The organism is Amycolatopsis tucumanensis (assembly GCF_021654135.1).
Lineage (GTDB): Bacteria > Actinomycetota > Actinomycetes > Mycobacteriales > Pseudonocardiaceae > Amycolatopsis_E > Amycolatopsis_E tucumanensis.
Map to the genome: position 1 here is coordinate 60,921 of NZ_JAKGSD010000013.1, position 16,840 is coordinate 77,760.

Annotated in this window: 13 protein-coding genes; 7 read left to right on the forward strand and 6 right to left on the reverse strand. The window is 70.8% G+C overall.

Annotated features, from left to right (window positions below; translation table 11 throughout):
- Positions 1-23 precede the first annotated feature (23 nt).
- The gene (locus L2C96_RS15725; protein WP_237336695.1) at positions 24-1,448 is read right to left on the reverse strand and encodes a ParB/RepB/Spo0J family partition protein; all 1,425 of its coding nucleotides are present in this window, start codon (positions 1,446-1,448) and stop codon (positions 24-26) included.
- Complete coding sequence (locus L2C96_RS15730; protein WP_237336696.1) at positions 1,445-1,771, reverse strand: hypothetical protein; 327 nt, start codon at positions 1,769-1,771, stop codon at positions 1,445-1,447. Before L2C96_RS15730 ends, L2C96_RS15725 begins: the two co-directional genes overlap by 4 nt.
- On the opposite strand from L2C96_RS15730, the gene L2C96_RS15735 reads away from it, so the two are divergent.
- The 6 genes from L2C96_RS15735 (at position 1,770) to L2C96_RS15760 (ending at position 10,510) form a co-directional block, all read left to right on the forward strand.
- Positions 1,770-2,036, forward strand: coding sequence for a hypothetical protein (locus tag L2C96_RS15735; RefSeq protein ID WP_237336697.1), 267 nt, complete (start codon positions 1,770-1,772; stop codon positions 2,034-2,036). The two genes, L2C96_RS15730 and L2C96_RS15735, sit on opposite strands and share 2 nt — an antisense overlap.
- A 193-nt stretch (positions 2,037-2,229) precedes the next feature.
- Positions 2,230-3,309 (forward strand): nucleotidyltransferase family protein, encoded by a 1,080-nt coding sequence (locus tag L2C96_RS15740; RefSeq protein WP_237336698.1) that lies wholly within the window; start codon positions 2,230-2,232, stop codon positions 3,307-3,309.
- On the forward strand, positions 3,306-4,568 hold the full coding sequence (locus L2C96_RS15745; protein WP_237336699.1) for a hypothetical protein: 1,263 nt from the start codon (positions 3,306-3,308) through the stop codon (positions 4,566-4,568). The genes L2C96_RS15740 and L2C96_RS15745 overlap by 4 nt, the downstream gene beginning before the upstream one ends.
- Positions 4,569-4,570: 2 nt before the next feature.
- A complete protein-coding gene (locus tag L2C96_RS15750; protein ID WP_237336700.1) occupies positions 4,571-7,984 on the forward strand; it encodes a WD40 repeat domain-containing protein in 3,414 nt (1,137 codons plus the stop codon).
- Positions 7,981-9,939 carry a hypothetical protein gene (locus L2C96_RS15755; RefSeq protein ID WP_237336701.1) on the forward strand — a complete coding sequence of 653 codons (1,959 nt, stop codon included), beginning with the start codon at positions 7,981-7,983 and terminating at the stop codon, positions 9,937-9,939. Before L2C96_RS15750 ends, L2C96_RS15755 begins: the two co-directional genes overlap by 4 nt.
- Positions 9,940-9,955: 16 nt before the next feature.
- Complete coding sequence (locus L2C96_RS15760; RefSeq protein WP_237336702.1) at positions 9,956-10,510, forward strand: SLATT domain-containing protein; 555 nt, start codon at positions 9,956-9,958, stop codon at positions 10,508-10,510.
- A 66-nt stretch (positions 10,511-10,576) separates the two neighbouring features.
- Here L2C96_RS15760 and mhpA read toward each other — a convergent pair whose 3' ends face one another.
- Genes mhpA through L2C96_RS15780 form a run of 4 tightly spaced genes read right to left on the reverse strand, consistent with a single transcriptional unit; the run spans position 10,577 to position 16,054 of the window.
- Positions 10,577-12,094, reverse strand: a complete 1,518-nt coding sequence (gene mhpA, locus L2C96_RS15765) for a bifunctional 3-(3-hydroxy-phenyl)propionate/3-hydroxycinnamic acid hydroxylase MhpA (protein ID WP_237336703.1) — start codon at positions 12,092-12,094, stop codon at positions 10,577-10,579.
- Positions 12,091-13,980 carry an acyl-CoA synthetase gene (locus L2C96_RS15770; RefSeq protein ID WP_237336704.1) on the reverse strand — a complete coding sequence of 630 codons (1,890 nt, stop codon included), beginning with the start codon at positions 13,978-13,980 and terminating at the stop codon, positions 12,091-12,093. Before L2C96_RS15770 ends, mhpA begins: the two co-directional genes overlap by 4 nt.
- The gene (locus L2C96_RS15775) at positions 13,977-14,912 is read right to left on the reverse strand and encodes a fumarylacetoacetate hydrolase family protein (protein WP_237336705.1); all 936 of its coding nucleotides are present in this window, start codon (positions 14,910-14,912) and stop codon (positions 13,977-13,979) included. Before L2C96_RS15775 ends, L2C96_RS15770 begins: the two co-directional genes overlap by 4 nt.
- A complete protein-coding gene (locus L2C96_RS15780; RefSeq protein WP_237336706.1) occupies positions 14,909-16,054 on the reverse strand; it encodes a VOC family protein in 1,146 nt (381 codons plus the stop codon). The genes L2C96_RS15775 and L2C96_RS15780 overlap by 4 nt, the downstream gene beginning before the upstream one ends.
- Before the next feature lie 114 nt (positions 16,055-16,168).
- Here L2C96_RS15780 and L2C96_RS15785 point away from each other — a divergent pair, with 114 nt between their 5' ends.
- Positions 16,169-16,825 carry a TetR/AcrR family transcriptional regulator gene (locus tag L2C96_RS15785; protein ID WP_237336707.1) on the forward strand — a complete coding sequence of 219 codons (657 nt, stop codon included), beginning with the start codon at positions 16,169-16,171 and terminating at the stop codon, positions 16,823-16,825.
- Positions 16,826-16,840 lie beyond the last annotated feature (15 nt).

Genomic DNA, 16,840 nt, shown 5'->3' on the forward strand with positions numbered 1-16,840 from the left:
GCTGGGCCCTTCGGGAGTGGTGGTCAGGCGGCGGCGATCTCGCCCGTGGGCTGGGCGTCGGCGTCGTCCTCGGCGCTGGGGTCGTTGACCATGCGCTCGACCCAGTGCAAGTCGAAACCCCACTCAGCCAGGGTCCGGAAGTAGCGTTTCTGCTCCTCGGTGGGAGCACGCCAGGAGTCCTTGCGCAGCGAGTGTTCGAACGCGGCGATCAGGAGGCCGAGGGTGATCATCTTGGCGCGCGCGGCGGTGGCCTTGCGCAGCTCGGCAAGCACGGGGTGGATAGTGCGGGGCGCGGGTTCGCTGTAGCCGAGGAGTTCACAGACCAGGGGGTGCTGGCGGGGCAGGGCTTTCTGCAGTTCGTGTTCGCCGATCATGAGGGTGGTGGCGATGAACTGCTCGGCCTGCTTGGGCGGGGTCTTCTTCGCCAGCAATGCCTTGAGTTTGTCGCGGCGCACGTCCTGTGCGGCGACCCAGGCCTTGTTGTTGCGGATGACGCGGCGTCGCTCGGCGGTGAGGTCTTCAGCGGGGCGCTCGGCGGGCCCGCCGCTGTTGGTGGCCGGCGTGTGGCCGTGCTGGGCCCAGTCGGTGCAGATCGGGACCGGTTTGACCGTCTCGGAGTGGTAGGCGTCGGTGTCGAGGAACAGGGCGTGGCCCGGGCAGCCGGCGTGGTTGTCGACCGTGAGGTTCTCGCCGTTCTCGTCGGCGTGCAGGTCGTGCAGCCGCGCGGAGGCGTCGGGAAGCTCGTCGTCGACGATCACCACCTCTCCCCTGGCCCGCAGCTCGTCCGCGGCTTCCGCGCAGGCCGCGCGGCGAGCGGCCTTCCTGCGCCACCGGGCAGCGGCGAAAGCGAAGTTGCCGGGCCACGACCGCAACGTGTCGAGCAGGTCGGCGTGCGCTTCGGGATCGGACTCGAACTCGGTGAGCGCGGCGTACTGCTCCAGCGTCAGCTGGTCGTCCTCGCGCAGGGCCTCGCGGGTGGCGGCGCTGCGCGCGACGGCGAGACCGGCGGTGACGCGGTCGGCGGAGGTGCTCAGCTTCTCGGCGATCTCCTCGGGTGCGAGGTCGAACAGGGCCATCCGCTCGAAGATCTGCACCTCTTCGGCCTGGGTGTAGCCGACGCGCTGGGTGTTCTCGTCCCACTGGTCGATCAGCCGCTGCGCCTCGTCCTCCTCCCCCGCCTCCACCACGATCACCGGGATGGTGGGGTGCTGGTCGACGCACAGGCGGTTGGCCAGCACACGGCTGAACCCGTAGCGCAGGCGCAGATTGCCGTTCTCGTCCGGGTTCGCGGTGACCGCGGTTTTCACCCCGTACTTAGCGACGCTGTCGCACAGGCCCGGGTTCTTCGCCCGGATGTCGTCGATCTCGCGCGAGTTGTCGTCGAGAACGAGCTCGAACGGATCGACGTAATAGAGACCCGGGGTTTCCCAGGTCTTCACGGTGTTCACTGTGGACTCCTTTCACTCGTTTCTTGATTGCCGTTGGGGAAGTAGTCGGCGCTACAGCACGGCCCGACCCACCCATCACCGTGACGAACCGCGGCTTCGACCGGACCGACGCGGCGGCAGATCAGGCATTCGACAGCTCCGGCGTCGGGGAACGACGGAGGTTCGGGTGCGACGAGAGGCGGATGGGCTTCGGCCATCGCGGGTGTGGTCACGGCGTCGACGACCGCCTCGTACAGCGGCGTCGGTTCCAGCAGCTCGTCGTCGAGAGCGCTGGACGTGGCGGAATGGCCGACGTTTCCAGGCTCGAACAGCCAGTGGGACATGACGGTCTTCAGTGCTCCTCTCAAGGCTGCAGCGGGTGCCGAGGCCCCTCATCGCCGGGACCGGCTGACGAGCCGCTCGCTCAAGCCGAGTAGGACCTCGCCGCGTGGCGAGAGACGCAGCCTCGGACGCCGCTTCGAGTTCGACAACATCACGAAGGCCGCCACTGGGAGCGCTTTCCCGAAAACCTCGGGAATGTGGACCGAATTCACCGATCACGAATTCGGCACGCTCGAAACGTTTCCGCGCGCGGACTCGATCAGCTAACCGTGCGCCACCCGGCCGGTCTTGACTCGCCCGACCGGCAGCCTGCTATGTTGGCCTACTCACCCCAGCGTGGTGAGAGCAGGTGGCGTGACCTGCCCGACGAGTCCGAGCAGTCGCCCCGCCGCTCCCACCGGCGCAGTCCCCGCACCCGGCCTGGCGGCTCCGTCTCGGATTCCACTCCACTGGAGCCCGCATGACGCTGGAACCCGACGGCGATGATCCCTACGCCTCCCCTGTTCGGCCACCGCTGGTGGGTGATCAGACTCCGGAAGGCCGGATCGCCGGATTCGCCTGGGACGGCGCGGGGAACGACGCGATCTCGACCCACCTCGACGATCGCCTCCTCCTCGAGGGTGATCAGGACCTCGCGTGTCCCCCCGATCGCCGCGTGCCGCAGACCGTCGACGACACCGGTGGCGTGATGCCGCCGCGCGACCTGCCCGCCGATCAGGTGCCCCGTGCGGACACCCTGGACGCCGGGATTCCCGCGCACGCCGATCTCCTCCTCGACCTCCCGGCCGCGCCCTGGCAGCCCCTGGCCCGGCCGCTGTTCGCCGCTGTCCACGCGACCGGCCACCGGATCTGGCTCAGCGGTGGTTCGGTCCGCGGCCTCCTCACCGGGGAAGCCGCGCGAACCGTCAAAGATCTGGATCTCTCCGGCACGGTGCCGGCGGGCCGCTTCACCGACACGGCACGGCAGACGCTCCGCGCGTACCGGATGTCGGAGTTCCGCACCACCATCACGCCGCACACCCTCGTCTGCGCCGTCGTACCACCTGGACAGAGAACACGGCTGATCGAGTACCGCGGCCTGAGCCAGGGCGGGTTCCGGTTCCCCGCCGTCGGCAGCAGCCTGTCCGAGGACGCACGCCACCGGGACTTCACGTTCAACGCCCTGCACTACGACACCCTTGGGCACCGGGTGTTTGACGGCAGCGGCACGGGAATTCGCGATCTCCTCGGACCGGCCCGGCGGTTCGACCCCCTCAAACGCCCAACGGACCCGGTCGCGCGGGCCGAGATCCTGATCCGGGCGGCGAAGTTCTTCGTGCGCTGGACCAAAACCGACTGTGACCTCACACCATTCCTCGAGTGGGTCGCGACCTTCGACGACGGCTGGCACGAAGCGCTCGGCACCAGGACGCTCAGCAGACTGACCGACGACTACGAGCAGAACGTCGTCGGTCCCCCCGGCCGGCACCAGGAATACCTCGACCTGTTGCCCCCGCAAGGGCGAAAACTCATCGAGAAACTGCGGGAGGCCGCCCGATGAGCGCCACGCATCGTCCGCTGAGCCCCTGGGTCGCGATGATCACCGACCGGGACGCCCGGCCCGTGGTCAACGACGGCGACGATCGCGCCGATGCCCGCACCCTCCCCTGGTTCGACACCGACTGGGCGCGCGTCGCGGTGCCCCTGCGCGACGGCCGCCACGCGCTAGGCCTCGCGGACGCTCGCGGAACTACCGTGGTGGAGCTCGACGACTACGGCAGCCCCATCACCGTCAGCCCCACCGCGCTGGGGATTCTCAGCCGCTGGGAGGAGCACTGGCCGCTCGTCGGCGCCACGCTCGAGGAGGACATCGCCGCCCTGTCCACCGAGAGTCTCCCCCTGCGGTATTGGTTGCTGGAACGGCTCGCGGACGAGGGCGACCCACCAGACGAGGTGTTCACCATCCTGCCCTGGCACCTGCTGAACCGCGCCGCCGACTCCGTGACCGCCGCGTTGCAGCCGGACGGTCGCCTCGGCGAGCTCGTGGAAATCCGGCACTGGCTCACACCGGCCGTCCGCGGCCTCGCCGGACCGCTCGAACAACTCGACCACGGTTTGCGCACCGGCGACGGCGCGATCGCACGACTGGGCGCCGCGGCGCTGCTGTCGAACCTGCTCACCCTGCCGCTCGAGCGGATTCCCGGTTCCGCACGCACGGCCGTGCGCCGCTTGGTTGTCGCGCTGGGACGGACCGAACCGGTGTTCCGCCACACCTCCCGCGTAGTCGCGGCGAGACTGACCGACGCCGAGGCTACTCCCCTGCGCGGCGTGGTCAGCTCCACACTGGAGGCCGCGGCAGGCACGCACGATGTGCGAGAACGCAGTCAGAGCCTGGGCGACGACTCCCGCCGGCTCCGGCTGACCGAGACCCAGGCCGGCCGTCTGCGCCTCAGCGTGCGGTTGCGCCGGGATCAGAGCGGCGTCAGTCCGCTGGCCGAACTCACCGACGCCTTTCTGCCGGTGCACCTGGCCTCCCGGGACCGCCGCGACAGGCGACCCTACTGGATCGCCCTCCAGCCGGAGGGCGGCCACTGGTCCGGCGCCCTCAACCTGTCCCTTCCCCATGGGACGTCCGTGGTGGAGGCCGACGACGTCCCGGTCGGACCCGAGGAGCTGGCCTCCCTGGATCCCAGTGACCTGACGCCCTCGCTGCACGCGAGCACCACACCCACCGCGAACCAGTGGCTGGACATCGCCGACCGCCTGCCGGAGCCGCACCCGGTCCGGATCGCCGCCCGCACCTTCGAGGACTCGCTCTGACCATGACCGCCATCGACCTGACCATCGACGCGCTGGTGGCCGCATCCGTCTCCACGGAAGACATCGAGCGAGCGGGATCGCAACTCTACGACCACCGGAACGTCCTGGTGAACGCCATCCGGGCGGGCGTGGCACGCGACGACGCCGCCGCACTCCGGGCGTTGTGCTACGAAAAACGAGCCGCGCACACGATTCTCAACGACCAAGCACCGCCCCCGGCCTTCTTCCGGGCGAAGGCGCTCGCCGGCGCGCCCTTCGAGCCGCGGGCCCACGGAACGGTCCACGCCGCACGCGCCCTCGCCGCCCTGGGCCTGGTCCTCGTCGAGGGCGACGCGGACCACCTGGAGGTTTTCCGCCGGTGGATCAGCTGTTGCGGGCTCGAGGTCCCCGCGGCACCGATCACGGAGCTCCCTGCCACCGTCACCAGCAGGCACGCGGAGACCATCCGTGGCCTGGCCGAACGGGGCGATCTCGATCTGCTGACCCTCGTCTGGATGCTCGACCTGGACGGATGGCTGCATCCCGCCACCGGGAAGGGACCGGTCCGGCGCGGACCGAGCACCACGGTCCTGCTCGATCTCGGTGACACCGGACAGCGCGCCGTCCTGACCATCGCGCGCCTGCCCGGCTTTCCCGCAGGCCTGGTCCCTGATCCCTCGGTGATGGCCCTGTCCTCGGCCGACGAGGAGTTCCATTCCGCGCTGCGCGAAGCGTGGTCGGCCGCGGGCGGTCACGCCGGGCACACCCTGCTGTGGTCGTTGAGCGACCGGGCCGGTCCCGTCATCCGCGTCACCAACCGGTCGCTCAGTCTCGCCTTCGCGGTGCTCCTGGACGAGACACGCAGGCTCGGACGTGGGTTCCTCGGGGTCCTGACCGTCCGCCGGCTGCGGCCCAGGACCGCGATCGTCGGACAGCTCGACCCGGACAACCCCGATGCGGCCGCTCCGGTGTCCGGCTACGAGGCGAAGCTCGCCGCGATCGACGAACAGACCCGCGTCATCCTCCCCCGAAAGAACCGGGTGGAGGCCGAACGCGCCAATGCCCGCTACGGCCATGGTGCCGAGCTGGCCTTCGTCGACACCTGGAAGCAGGCCGCACGAACCGGCCGCGCCGTCGACCGGCGCCGCCTGCTCACGATCGCCGTCGTCGCCTTGCTCCTGATCGTGTTCGGCGCTTTCGGGCTGTACCGCATCGCCGATTCCCGGCGCGGCGACGAACAGCGCCGCGCGGTCGCCGCCGATCTCGCGGCCCGAGCGATCACCTTGCGGGAGACGGATCCGTCCCTGTCCGCCAGGCTGGGCCTCGCCGCGCACCGGATCGACCCGGCCAACAGCCGAGCCGTGGACGCCCTGCGCGACGTCCTGCAAGCCAACCGCAACGTCGTCCGCACCTGGCAAGCCGACCCGGCCCGAGTGGACAGCGTCGCGGTGAATTCGACCCAGCACCGCATCGTGACCTCGGGCACCGAGAACACGACCAAGGTGTGGGACCTGACGACCGGCCGCCTCACCGGAACCCTCCCCCGCTACGCCTACCAGCTCGTCGCGGCACAGGAGCAGGCGATGGCCGCGGCCGCCACCTACGACGGCGTGGCGTTGTTCGACATCGGCCCCGGCGCCCCGGCCGAACTCGGTCTCCTGCCGGACGCGGCGTGCACCACGAGCGACTCGGTGGTCGCCTTCGATTTCACCCACGACGACACCACGCTCGACGTGGTGTGGAAGGACGGCGCCGTCTCCCGCTACGACGTGGTGACCCGATCCGAGACGATGTGCCGACCATGGCAGGACGTCCTCGCACCGCTCACGTTCACCCAGCCCCTGCCGACGGACAAGGTGGTCGCCGCCGACATCGTCGGCACCCAGACCGCCGCGGACGCCGATGAAGTCGTGCTCGTGCTGACGGACAACACCGTCGTGTCCGCACGACTCGGTGGCAAGGACGCCCACCGGGAGGTGCGTGCCGACGAACTCACCGGTGATGCGACGCTCGTGGCCGCCGACGCCGGCATGGTCGCCGTCGCCACCGCACAAGGCGTCGCGGTGTGGCAGCGCGGCGAGCACCGCCTCCTGACCAACCCGGCCGGCGGCTTCGGTTTCGCCCCGCGTGTGCTGGCCGATGCCCACGGGCACCTCCTCATCAGTGGTGACACCGGCACCGCCCTGGTCCCCCTGGCTGTGGACGGGTGGGCCATGCCGGACGGCCTCGCCACCCTCAGCGGCGGCGCCGCCACCGTCGCCGCCATCAGCGACCGCGACCTCGTCGCAGGCGGCCCGGCCGGCCGCATCTCCGTGATCGCCGACTCGTCGGGTGAGCTCGCCCTCGGCCAGAACTCCCGCACCACCGCGATCACCTTCACGGCCGACAACAAGATCCTCGCGGCCGAAGTCCGCGCGGGCGCACGGGGCACGAACACCTACGGCCCGGTGCTGATCGATCCGGCGAACCCCGTCGACGAGTCCGACGGGGCCGCCCGCCTCCCACGCTGGACCTACGGCGACGACGAGCCCGTCCTGTTCTACGCCAACGCCACCGCGTCGACGCCCGGTCTCGTCGCCACCGCCGGCCAGGTGTACGGCCGCGGCGGCGTTCTCGTCTGGAAGACCAGCGACCACACCAATCCGCGGCCACTCCAGCTCCCGCCACCCGACGAGGGCGACCTCCGCCCCGAACAACGCATCATCGCCAACGTCGAATTCAGCGGCGACGGCTCGTTGCTCGTCGCGCGGCACGTCTCCGGTCAGGTCGGCATCTGGTCCACACGGGACTGGTCACAGCTCGGCACACTGGACCTGAAACCCGGCAATCCCCGCATGCTCGTGCGCGGCAACCTCGGCATCTTCGTCGAGGGTGAGGACGCCGCCGCCGAGATCGTCCAGTTCGACCTCACCACCCGGCAGCAGCTTCACCGGGTGCCGGCGCCCGGCGCGTTCCGCTTGGCGGCCGACAGGGACGGCTCTCGCGTGGTGAGCATGAGCAGGGACGGCGAAGTCCAGCTGCGGAACCCGGACCTGACACCGGCGGGTGAGCCGTGGCGAGTCCCCAACAACGGCGCGCAGTACTGGGAGATCGCGATGAACGGAGCCGGAACCCTGCTCGCCGTGCCGCAGGGCGATCAGCTCGCCATCTACGACGTCGACACCCAGACCCTGGCGATGCCGCCGTTCACCGCGGAAGGCGAAGACATCATCGAAGTGGCGTGGTCACCGGACGACAGCTTGATCGCCGCCAGTCCGCTGCCACCCCAGCGGGGCCTGAAGAACGCCGGCGGCCTGCGGGTGTGGAAGACCGGAGGCCTGGACTGGACGAAGCAAGTGTGCCGGTGGGCCGGCGGCGGTCTCTCCCAAGCCGATTGGAACCGCTACGTCGGTGACACCATCCCCTACCTCGACCTCTGCGCGGAGGCACACCCATGACCACACCGGCTCGCATCCTGATCGGCGTGTCCGCGCTCGCCGCCGGCCTGCTCACCGCCTGCGACAGCGAAACCCCGGCGCCGCCCCCACCCCCGTCGGCCGAGCCCGGCCCCGCCACCGTCGCCTTCGCCGACAGCACCCACATCCGCTTCGCGGACGCCTCCGGCCGCGTCTGGGGCAGCGTCCCGGTGGACGGCACACCGCTGGCGGCGGCCTGGTCGGCCGACGGTCAGTACTTCGCCTGGCTCGGTGACACCCGGCTGCACATCGTGGAAGCCGCCACTGGCACCGACCGTCCCCAGCCATGCCCCTGCTCCGGACTCGCCCGCCTCAGCGCCGGCTTCGCCACGGCCGGCGCCGACGGCAGCGCCCTGCTGTTGTTCGATCCGCGCGCCGGCGCCACCCTGGTTCCCCTCACACCTGCCGCGCCCTACACCACTGTGGTCGCCGGGGGACGTGAGGAAGTGGTGATCGCCCAGCCGGTGCCCGAAGAGATCGCCGACTACCGCGGCCAGAGCACACTCCTGGCAGTCGGCTCCGACGGCAGGGCCCGGCCCATGATCGAGGGCACGTCGCGTGTGTCCATGGGCGGCGCCAGCACCGCACCCGACGACAGCCGGGTGGCCACCATCGAATCACCGAGCTCCGGCGCCTGCTGGAACGTTCCCGGGATCTTCGTGCTCGGCACGGCGCGCCCGAACCCGGCGTCGGAGCGGATGATCCCCGGCGACGGCAAGCTCACCGAAGCCGTGCTCACCGAGAACCGCATCGTCACCGACCTGAACTGGGCGGGCGGCGACACGATCGTCACCTTCGGGCCGAGCACCGGATGCCAGGTGCCCCATCCCCGTCGCTACCTCACCTATGCGTTGTCCGGCGGGGAGTGGACCTACCTCCGGGACGGCGCACTCGCGGTCGGCTACGGCGGAGGGGGACGCACCTACGCCATCGAACTCGGCGGCGACCAGCAAGCCCTGACCGACGAAGACCGGCGCGGGTCTCTCATCCTCACCACCGGCGACGGTCAGAGCCACGAACTGGCCGCGAATGTCACCGCGTTCTGGACCACGGTCTCCGAGCAAGCGGCCGGCCGGCCGGTGCCCAAAGCATCGCCGGAAGGGGACACCCACACGAGCGACCACGGCGCGCCGGTGGCCCAGCCCTTCCTCGACCTCGCCGGCAAACTCCGCGCGGCCCTGGACAGCGGAGACATCGACGCGGTGAACGCACTGTGCGCCGAGTGCGACGAGCCCACCCGGACACTGCTGGGCACGCCGTCCGGCCGGGAGCAACTCGGCCGCGCGCTGCGAACTCACCCCGCCGTCGACGAGGTGTCGGCGACGTTCCCCGGACTGGCGACCGCCGCGTGCGTCGACACCACGGAAGCGTCGGCGCCGTGCACGGCGGAGCAGATTCACGACGCCGGCGTCCTGGGCCTGACCGCGATCCTGGACATCGACGAAACCGGCAACAAGTACGCCGTACCGGTCGGCGGATCGATCCGCTTCGTCCTGGAACCGTCCGGCGAGGCCCGCTGGACCGGGCAATCCACGTCCGCGAAGGACTACGCGCACAAAAGCGACTATCTGGACGAGCCGCAGTACTTCTTCCTGTCCACCGACGGCGCCTACTTGTGCGGGTTCAACACCGAGATGGCGGCGTGCCAGGGCGAAACCGAACCGGTTCCGCCGCGCCCGGAATCCTGCCCGGCCGAAGGACCCGGCTGGGGCTACGGGATGTACGTCGACACCGGCCGGGCCGACTTCCTCTGCTCCGGAGGTGTCATGTTCTATCCCCTGAACCGCGAACCGGGTGACCAGGACAAGCTCGCGCTGGGACAAACCATCGCCGCGGCAGGGTTCGCCTGCACCGCGGAACAGGACGGCGTCAGCTGCCGTCACGAGGAGACCGGGCACGGTTTCCTAGTCGCCGCTCACCGCAACCAGATCTTCTGACCCGGCTGGAGGCGCCGTGTTCACCGTTCCCGACGACATCCCAGCCCCTTCGCGCGAGATCGCCCGAGAAGCCGCTCGATTGGAGGAAAACGCACGCTACGCGGCGCAATCCCAGTTCGAACAAGCCAAGATCTGGCGGGCCCTGACGATTCGCCTCGGAATTCCGGCCGCCGTGCTGTCGGCGGCCGGCGGCACGACGGTGCTCGCCTCCGCGCAGCTGCGCGTGCTCGCCGGCGTCATCACCCTGCTCGGCGCCGCCCTGGCCGCGGCTCTGACCACCCTTGGCGCCGACCGGCGATCGGATCGCGCGGCCAATGCCGGAAATGCCTACCGTGACCTCCAAACCGGGGCGCGGCAACTCCTGCTCATCGACCTTGCCGTGTTGTCGTTCGACGAAGCCAGGAACGTGCTGGGCGATCTCACCGCCCGCTATGCCGAGGTCTCGGTTACCGCGGAACCGGTGTTGCGGCGTGCCTACCGGCGAGCGCAACGCAACATTTCCGATGGGGGCCAGAGCAACGACATCGGCCTCGGAACAACGACCCCAGCCTCGGGACTGTCTACCGCGTGACGATCCACAGCCTTCCCGAGTTGCCCGCGGCCCGGGGTGGTGATTGGTTCGCCCACTCCGGTCCGCTCAGGACACCGACGGGACCGCGCGGTAGGGAGGTATCGCCGCGCAGAGGGCGGCCAGGTCGCGCCCGGCGCTGTGGACTGTCCCATCGGGACGGACGACGGCAGCGCGGGCGAAGCCGCGGCGCAGCCAGCGGTGCAAGGAGGTCCCCGACCGGGCCACCACGAGCACAGCTCCGCGTTGTTCGATGTCCGCGCGTTGCGCGGGCGACGGCTCAGCGACGCTGATGACGGCGAACCGGCCGGCCGTCACGTCGTCAAGGCGCCGGTCGCCGTCGACCGGTGCGTTGGGGCATTGCCTGCCGGCCAGGGGATCCCACAGGGGCGGGCGCGCCACCAGGGCGGAGCGGCGCAGGGCGGGGGTTTCGGTGTCGAGCACGCGCTTGCGCAGGCCGGGCACGTGGTGCAGGCGGGGCGCGGCGACACGGCGGAGGAGGTCGCCGAATTCGCCGCCTTCGGTCATGACGGTGCCCATCAGCTTGGCGATCCGGATCATGGTGGTGGCGTGGGGTTTGCGCTCCGCCTCGTAGCTGCCGAGGACGGTTTCGGCGAGCGTCCCGTCGAGCACGCCGGCGAGCTTCCACGCGAGGTTCATCGCGTCGCGCATCCCGGCGCCCATGCCCTGGCCGATGAACGGCGGGGTGAGGTGGGCGGCGTCGCCGAGGAGGAAGACCCGCCGATCGCGCCAGCGGTCGGCGACCTGGGCGCGGAAGGTGTATTCGGCGACCCGGACGATCTCGAGCTGGTCGGCCGGTGTCTCCCCGGTCCACGGCTTGATCAGCGGGAGCAGCGCGGCCGGTTCGCGGTAGGTGTCCGCCGTTTCGCCGTCGGTCAGCTGGAATTCCCAGCGGTAGCGGTTCTCCCCCACGCGCATGTAGGTGGCGGCGCGGGCCGGGTCGCAGACCTGGTGCACCCCTTCCCAGGCGCCGAGTTCGGCGTCGGTGCGGATGTCGACGACGAGCCAACGCTGGGTCAACCCGAGATCGCGCATGACGGCACCGATCGAGGTCCGGGTCAAGCTGTTCGCTCCGTCGCAGCCGAGCACGTACCGCGCGAGCACCGAGTCCGGCCGGCCGGCCGGATCGGTGAACGCGACCCGCACACCGCCGACCTCCGGGGCCAGTGCGGTGACCTCGGCGCCGCCGCGCATCGTGACCACGCTGTGCCGTTTGAGACCCGAGCGCAGAAGCGCCTCCAGCTCGGGTTGGTCGAACATGCTGGCCTCGGGGTAGCCGTGCCTGCCGTGCGCCGCGTCGCGCCGGAACTCCGCGAGCACCCGCATGTCCCGGTCCAGGAGCCGCAACCCGTTGCAGCGCCAGGAGATCGCCGAGAACTCCGCGGCGAGGCCGAGCCGGCCGAGGATGCGGCAGACCTCGTCGTCGAGGTGGACGGCGCGAGGCTGGGGATAGATCGTTTCCCACCGGTCGAGGACCAGGGACTCGACGCCGTACTGGGCCAGCAGGGTGGCGGCGGTGAGGCCGGTCGGGCCCGCGCCGATGATCACCACGGGCACTTCGGTCACGAGGCACCTGCCAGGCGCCAGCGGATCGCGTAGCGGTCGAGGACCGCCTTGACCGCCGGCTCGTCGGCGTCGCCGGAGGTCCGCACCACCACGATGACCGAGCCGTCGTCGACCTCGGCGTCGACGTCGAGCACGCCGGGCAGGCCGGCCAGGGCCTCGGTGAGCTCGCGCCGCGTGGCGTCGGCGCGCAGGGCGGGCTTGTACGGCTTGCCGAGGTCGGTGAGCGGCAGGGCGTCGAGCACTGTGACGGTCTTCGGCGCCGCCGCGGTCTCGGGAACCTGGTGGCGTGCCCAGTCGCACAGTTCCTGCTCGCTGACCGCGGAACCGGCAGCGAGGGTCACGTAGGCGACGGGGACCTCACCGGCGTGGGGGTCCGGCCGGCCCACCGCGCCGGCGGCGGTGACCGCGGGGTGGGTGAGCAGGCTGTCCTCGATGAGCGCGGGGTCGATGTTGTGTCCACCGCGGATGATGAGGTCCTTGGCGCGGCCGGCGAGGTAGACGAACCCGTCGGCGTCGAGGCGCGCGAGGTCGCCGGTGTCCAGCCAGCCGTCGACGAGCTTGCCGAGGCCGTCGAGGACGTGGCCGTGCTCGTCCTGGCCGGTGACGTAGCCGGAGAAGACTGTGGGGCCGCTGATCGCGAGCACGCCCGTGTGGCCGGGTTGGAGGTCTTCCCAGGTGCCGTCCTCGCGCACGCGGATGGTTTTCATCCGCTGGTAGGGCAACCGCTGACCGACCGAGCCGGGCCGGGGCACGTCGGGGAAGCTGCGCGCGCTGGCACAGGTCGCTTCGGTCAGGCCGTAGCCTTCGACGAGCGTGACGCCGGTGTGGGCCTCGAAGCGCTCGCGGACGGCGGCCGGCAGCGGAGCGGCCCCGACCATGGCGAAGCGCAAGCTGCTGATGTCCGCGTCGACCGGGCACTGCGCGAGCACCGCGTACACGGTGGGGACCGCGCTCATCGTGGAGATCCGGTGGTGCTCGACGATCTTCCAGAACTCGCCGTAGAGCGGGAGGTCGCGATAGCCGAGCGGCCCGGCCCAGACCACGGTCTGCCCCTTGAACAACGGCGCGAGCAGGGTGACCACCAGCGCGTTGACGTGGAACAGCGGCAGCGCGGCGAAGAGGGTGTCGTGGTCTTCGAGGAGCGAGTTGGCGGCCAGCATCCAGGCGTCGGCGACCTCGACGGCATGCGGGTGCGCGGCGAGCTTCGGCGCGCCGGTGGTGCCCCCGGTCGGGAAGAGCGCGGCCAGGTCCTCCGCGCGGGGCGGTTCACCGAGGAATGCCGACGAGTCCTGCCCGGCCGCCAGCTCGGCGAGGTAGCCGACGCGGACCCCCGGCAGGTTCGGCAGGTCCGGAGCCGGTCCGGTGGCGCCGGTGGGCCGCAGGACGAGGAGGGCGTCGACCTGCCCGTCCTGGGCGAGAGCGTGCGCGGTCTCCCAGGTGGCCACGGACAGCTCCGGGCCGGCGGTGACGATGACCCGCGCACCCGAACGACGCAGCAGCTGGGCGAGGTGCTCGCGCGAAAGGCCACCGTTGAGGGGCGCCGCGATCCCGGCGAGCTGCGCGGCCAGGGTGGCGGGCACCAGGTCGGCGGTGTTGGGCGAGATCAACGCGACCGCGTTCCGACGGCGAACACCGATTTCGTGCAGGAGGTTCGCGTACCGGTGGACGTCGCCGAGCAGTCCGGCGAAGGTGCGCTGCTCGGGTTCGCGCCAGCGCGCGGCTTCCGGCAGCACGGTGGTGGCGGTGCGGCCCGGCCAGGTGGTGGCGGCCCGGACCAGCAGGGCGTAGGTGGACGCGGGAAGGCCGCGTGCCGCCAGCGGCACGGCTTCGATCGCGGCGATGTCGGCAGGGGCGGAGTACTCCGGCCACAGCAGGTTCCCAGTCATCGGGCGTGCCTCACCACCGTGCGCTGGATGCCCAGGTCGATCGCGCCGTCGTCGGTGGCCACTGCGGCCTCGATGACGTCGCCGTCCTTCAGGTACCGGGGATTGCGTTCCTGGCCACGGAAGAACAGCCTCCACTTCAGCGCCGGTGGCAGCAGGGAGCCGACGATCTCCACCGGCTTCGGCGGGGCGGACAACGCCGTGCCGACTGGGGTGCCGGTCAGGACGAGATCCCCCGGGTCGAGCCGTTGGAAGCGGGCAAGGGCCCGGAGGGTTTCCGCGGGCTGGTAGATCATGTCGGCGACCGTCTGGTCCTGGCGGGTTTCGCCGTTGACGCTCAGTTTCAGCCGGAGGTCGGTGAACCGCTTGAGCTCGTCGGCGTCGAGCAGGACCAGCGCGGGCCCGGTCGGGGTGAACGTCGGGTAGGACTTGGCTTCGTAGAACTGGGTCTGGGGCAGCTGGATGTCGCGCGCGGAAATGTCGTTGGTCACCACGAGGCCGGCGACGTATCCGGCGACGTCGTCGCCGATCTCCGTGCCGACCGGGATCTCCGCGCCGATGACCAGGCCGATCTCGACTTCGTAGTCCAGGAGCCGCACGTGGGCGGGGCGCACCACGTCGTCGTGCGGGCCGCTGATCGAGCCGGACGACTTGCGGAAGAAGGTCAGCGGCACGGTGTCCGGGTTCCCGCCGGTGTCCTTGACGTGCGAGGCGAAGTTGGTCATCTGCGCGACCACCCGGCACGGGGCGGTGACCGGCGAGACGAGCTCGAGGCTCTCCACGGCGACCGTGCGCCCGCCGGCCAGGGCGGCGTCGAGGGCATTGCGGTCGGCCAGTAGTTGTGCGGTGGTCGTGGCGCGGGTGGTGACCTTGGCGGCCCCGGCCGGGGTGGCCACCCACCAGGCGTCGGCGGTACGGAGGACGGAAATGCTCATGACACAGCTACTTTCAGCAGGCCGCGAAGGCGGTCGAAGTCGAATTCGTTGTCCTCGCGCAGCGCGCCGATGATGGCGCGCAGCTCGCCGAACGCCTCCCGGCCGGGTTTGACGCCGAGGAAGTCCTTGGTGGCGGGCGGGCCCCACTGGGCCAGTCCCGACGCGGTCATCGGCGCCCAGCCGGGCTCGAGCGAACAGTCGAACATGTCGCCGTCGCTGAAGTGCTCGACGAGGAATCCGTCGGGGTCGCGCCAGTAGTCGAAGAGCTGGCTGCCCTGGATGTGCCTGCCGATGCCCCACGACCGCCGGTAGCCCCGCTCGAGCAGGTACTCGCCACCGGCGGCGAGCGAATCGAGGTCGGGTACCTGGTAGGCGGAGTGCACGTACCGGTTCGCCGGTCCGAGCACCAGCGCGAGGGTGTGGTGGTCGGTCGGGGTGCCACCGCGGTCGCAGCGGATGAAGCTCATCACCGGGCCCCGCCCGCGCTGCCCGGGGTAGTAGAGGAAGTCGCTCACGATCATGCCCAGATGACTGAGGTACCAGTCGAGCGTGTGGCGGTACTTCGTGGTCTGCAGCACGACGTGGCCGAGCCGCCGCACCTTGACCGGCTCCCGCCGCGGCCGCTGGGTGGCGTTCACCCGCGCGATGTCGTGCCCGAAGTTGAAGGTCAGCGGCTCCTGGCCGGGCAACGCCGGAAGCTCGTGCGTGCCGGACACGACACGCACCCGGGCACCGCTCGGGTCGTGCAGGTCCACCGTGGCCCCGCCGAGGCTCTCCGGCAGGCGGGTGACCTGGTGCCCGGTCGCGTCCGCCAGGCGAAGCACGTCCGCCGGGTCGGCGGCCCGGAACGCCGGTCCGGTGAACCGCGAGCGCGGGCCGCGGCGGACGAGGACGCAGGGCGCGCCGGGTTCGGTGCCGCGCAGCTGCAGTTCGTCCGCGGTGCGCAGCGAGGTGGTGAACCCGAAGGCGTGCGCGAACACTTCGGCCTTGGCCAGGTCTGGTTTCTCGAACTCCAGCCAGGCCAGGTCGTGCACCTTGATGACCGGATTGGGCGCCCGCCCGGGGTGTTCGCCGGGTAACGCGCCCTGCTCGCTGTGCAGGTCGGCGTGGGGATCGTCGTGGTCGATCATCAGCTCTCCCATCGGATTGACGATATCGTCACTTACGACGGTACCGTCAGTCAAGGAGTTCTGACGATTTCCTCATCTCTGAGGTGATCCGCTAAGGTGGGCTCGAACGACTTGGGAGGTGAGGGCATGACCGCGGACGCGACCGGCAACCGGCTGGCACGGCGCAAGGCACGAACCCGTGCCGCGCTGCTCCGGGCCGCCCAAGCCTTCATCGCAGCCGGGAAGACGACTGTCCCGATCCTGGAGATCACGCAGGCCGCCGATGTCGGGATGGGTTCCTTCTACAACCACTTCGAGAGCAAGGAGCAGCTCTTCCAGGCCGCGGTGGAGGACGCGCTGGACCGTTTCGGCGCCCTGCTGGACGAGCTGACCGCGGATCTGGACGACCCGGCGCTGGTGTTCGCGCAGAGCTTCCGGCTGAGCGGCCGCCTGCACCGGCTGCGTCCCGAGTTGAGCCGGGTGCTGCTGAACAACGGGCTCCGCCTGGCGACCTCCGAGCACGGGCTGGCGCCCCGGGCCCGCCGGGACATCGAGGCCGCGGTCGAAGCCGGCCGGTTCACCGTGCGCGACCCCGAACTCGCCATGATCACAGTGGCCGGCGCGATGCTGTGCCTCGGCCAGCTGCTGCACGACCAGCCCGGCCGTGACGCCTCGGCGGCCACCGACCAGGTCGCCGAGGATCTCCTGCGCATGTTGGGCCTTGACGCCGACGAGGCTCACGAACTGTGCCGGCGCCCCTTGCCCGACCTCGCCGCGGACGATCCGCGCGACTCCGCCGCGTAGTCCACGGAGAGACGC

Excerpts from the sequence above, each read along its gene's own strand:
- L2C96_RS15735 (WP_237336697.1), top strand. The coding sequence starts at position 1,770 with ATGACGGTCTTCAGTGCTCCTCTCAAGGCTGCAGCGGGTGCCGAGGCC.
- L2C96_RS15730 (WP_237336696.1), bottom strand. The coding sequence starts at position 1,771 with ATGTCCCACTGGCTGTTCGAGCCTGGAAACGTCGGCCATTCCGCCACG.
- L2C96_RS15740 (WP_237336698.1), top strand. The coding sequence starts at position 2,230 with ATGACGCTGGAACCCGACGGCGATGATCCCTACGCCTCCCCTGTTCGG.
- L2C96_RS15745 (WP_237336699.1), top strand. The coding sequence starts at position 3,306 with ATGAGCGCCACGCATCGTCCGCTGAGCCCCTGGGTCGCGATGATCACC.
- L2C96_RS15750 (WP_237336700.1), top strand. The coding sequence starts at position 4,571 with ATGACCGCCATCGACCTGACCATCGACGCGCTGGTGGCCGCATCCGTC.
- L2C96_RS15755 (WP_237336701.1), top strand. The coding sequence starts at position 7,981 with ATGACCACACCGGCTCGCATCCTGATCGGCGTGTCCGCGCTCGCCGCC.
- L2C96_RS15770 (WP_237336704.1), bottom strand. The coding sequence starts at position 13,980 with ATGACTGGGAACCTGCTGTGGCCGGAGTACTCCGCCCCTGCCGACATC.
- L2C96_RS15775 (WP_237336705.1), bottom strand. The coding sequence starts at position 14,912 with ATGAGCATTTCCGTCCTCCGTACCGCCGACGCCTGGTGGGTGGCCACC.
- L2C96_RS15780 (WP_237336706.1), bottom strand. The coding sequence starts at position 16,054 with ATGGGAGAGCTGATGATCGACCACGACGATCCCCACGCCGACCTGCAC.
- L2C96_RS15785 (WP_237336707.1), top strand. The coding sequence starts at position 16,169 with ATGACCGCGGACGCGACCGGCAACCGGCTGGCACGGCGCAAGGCACGA.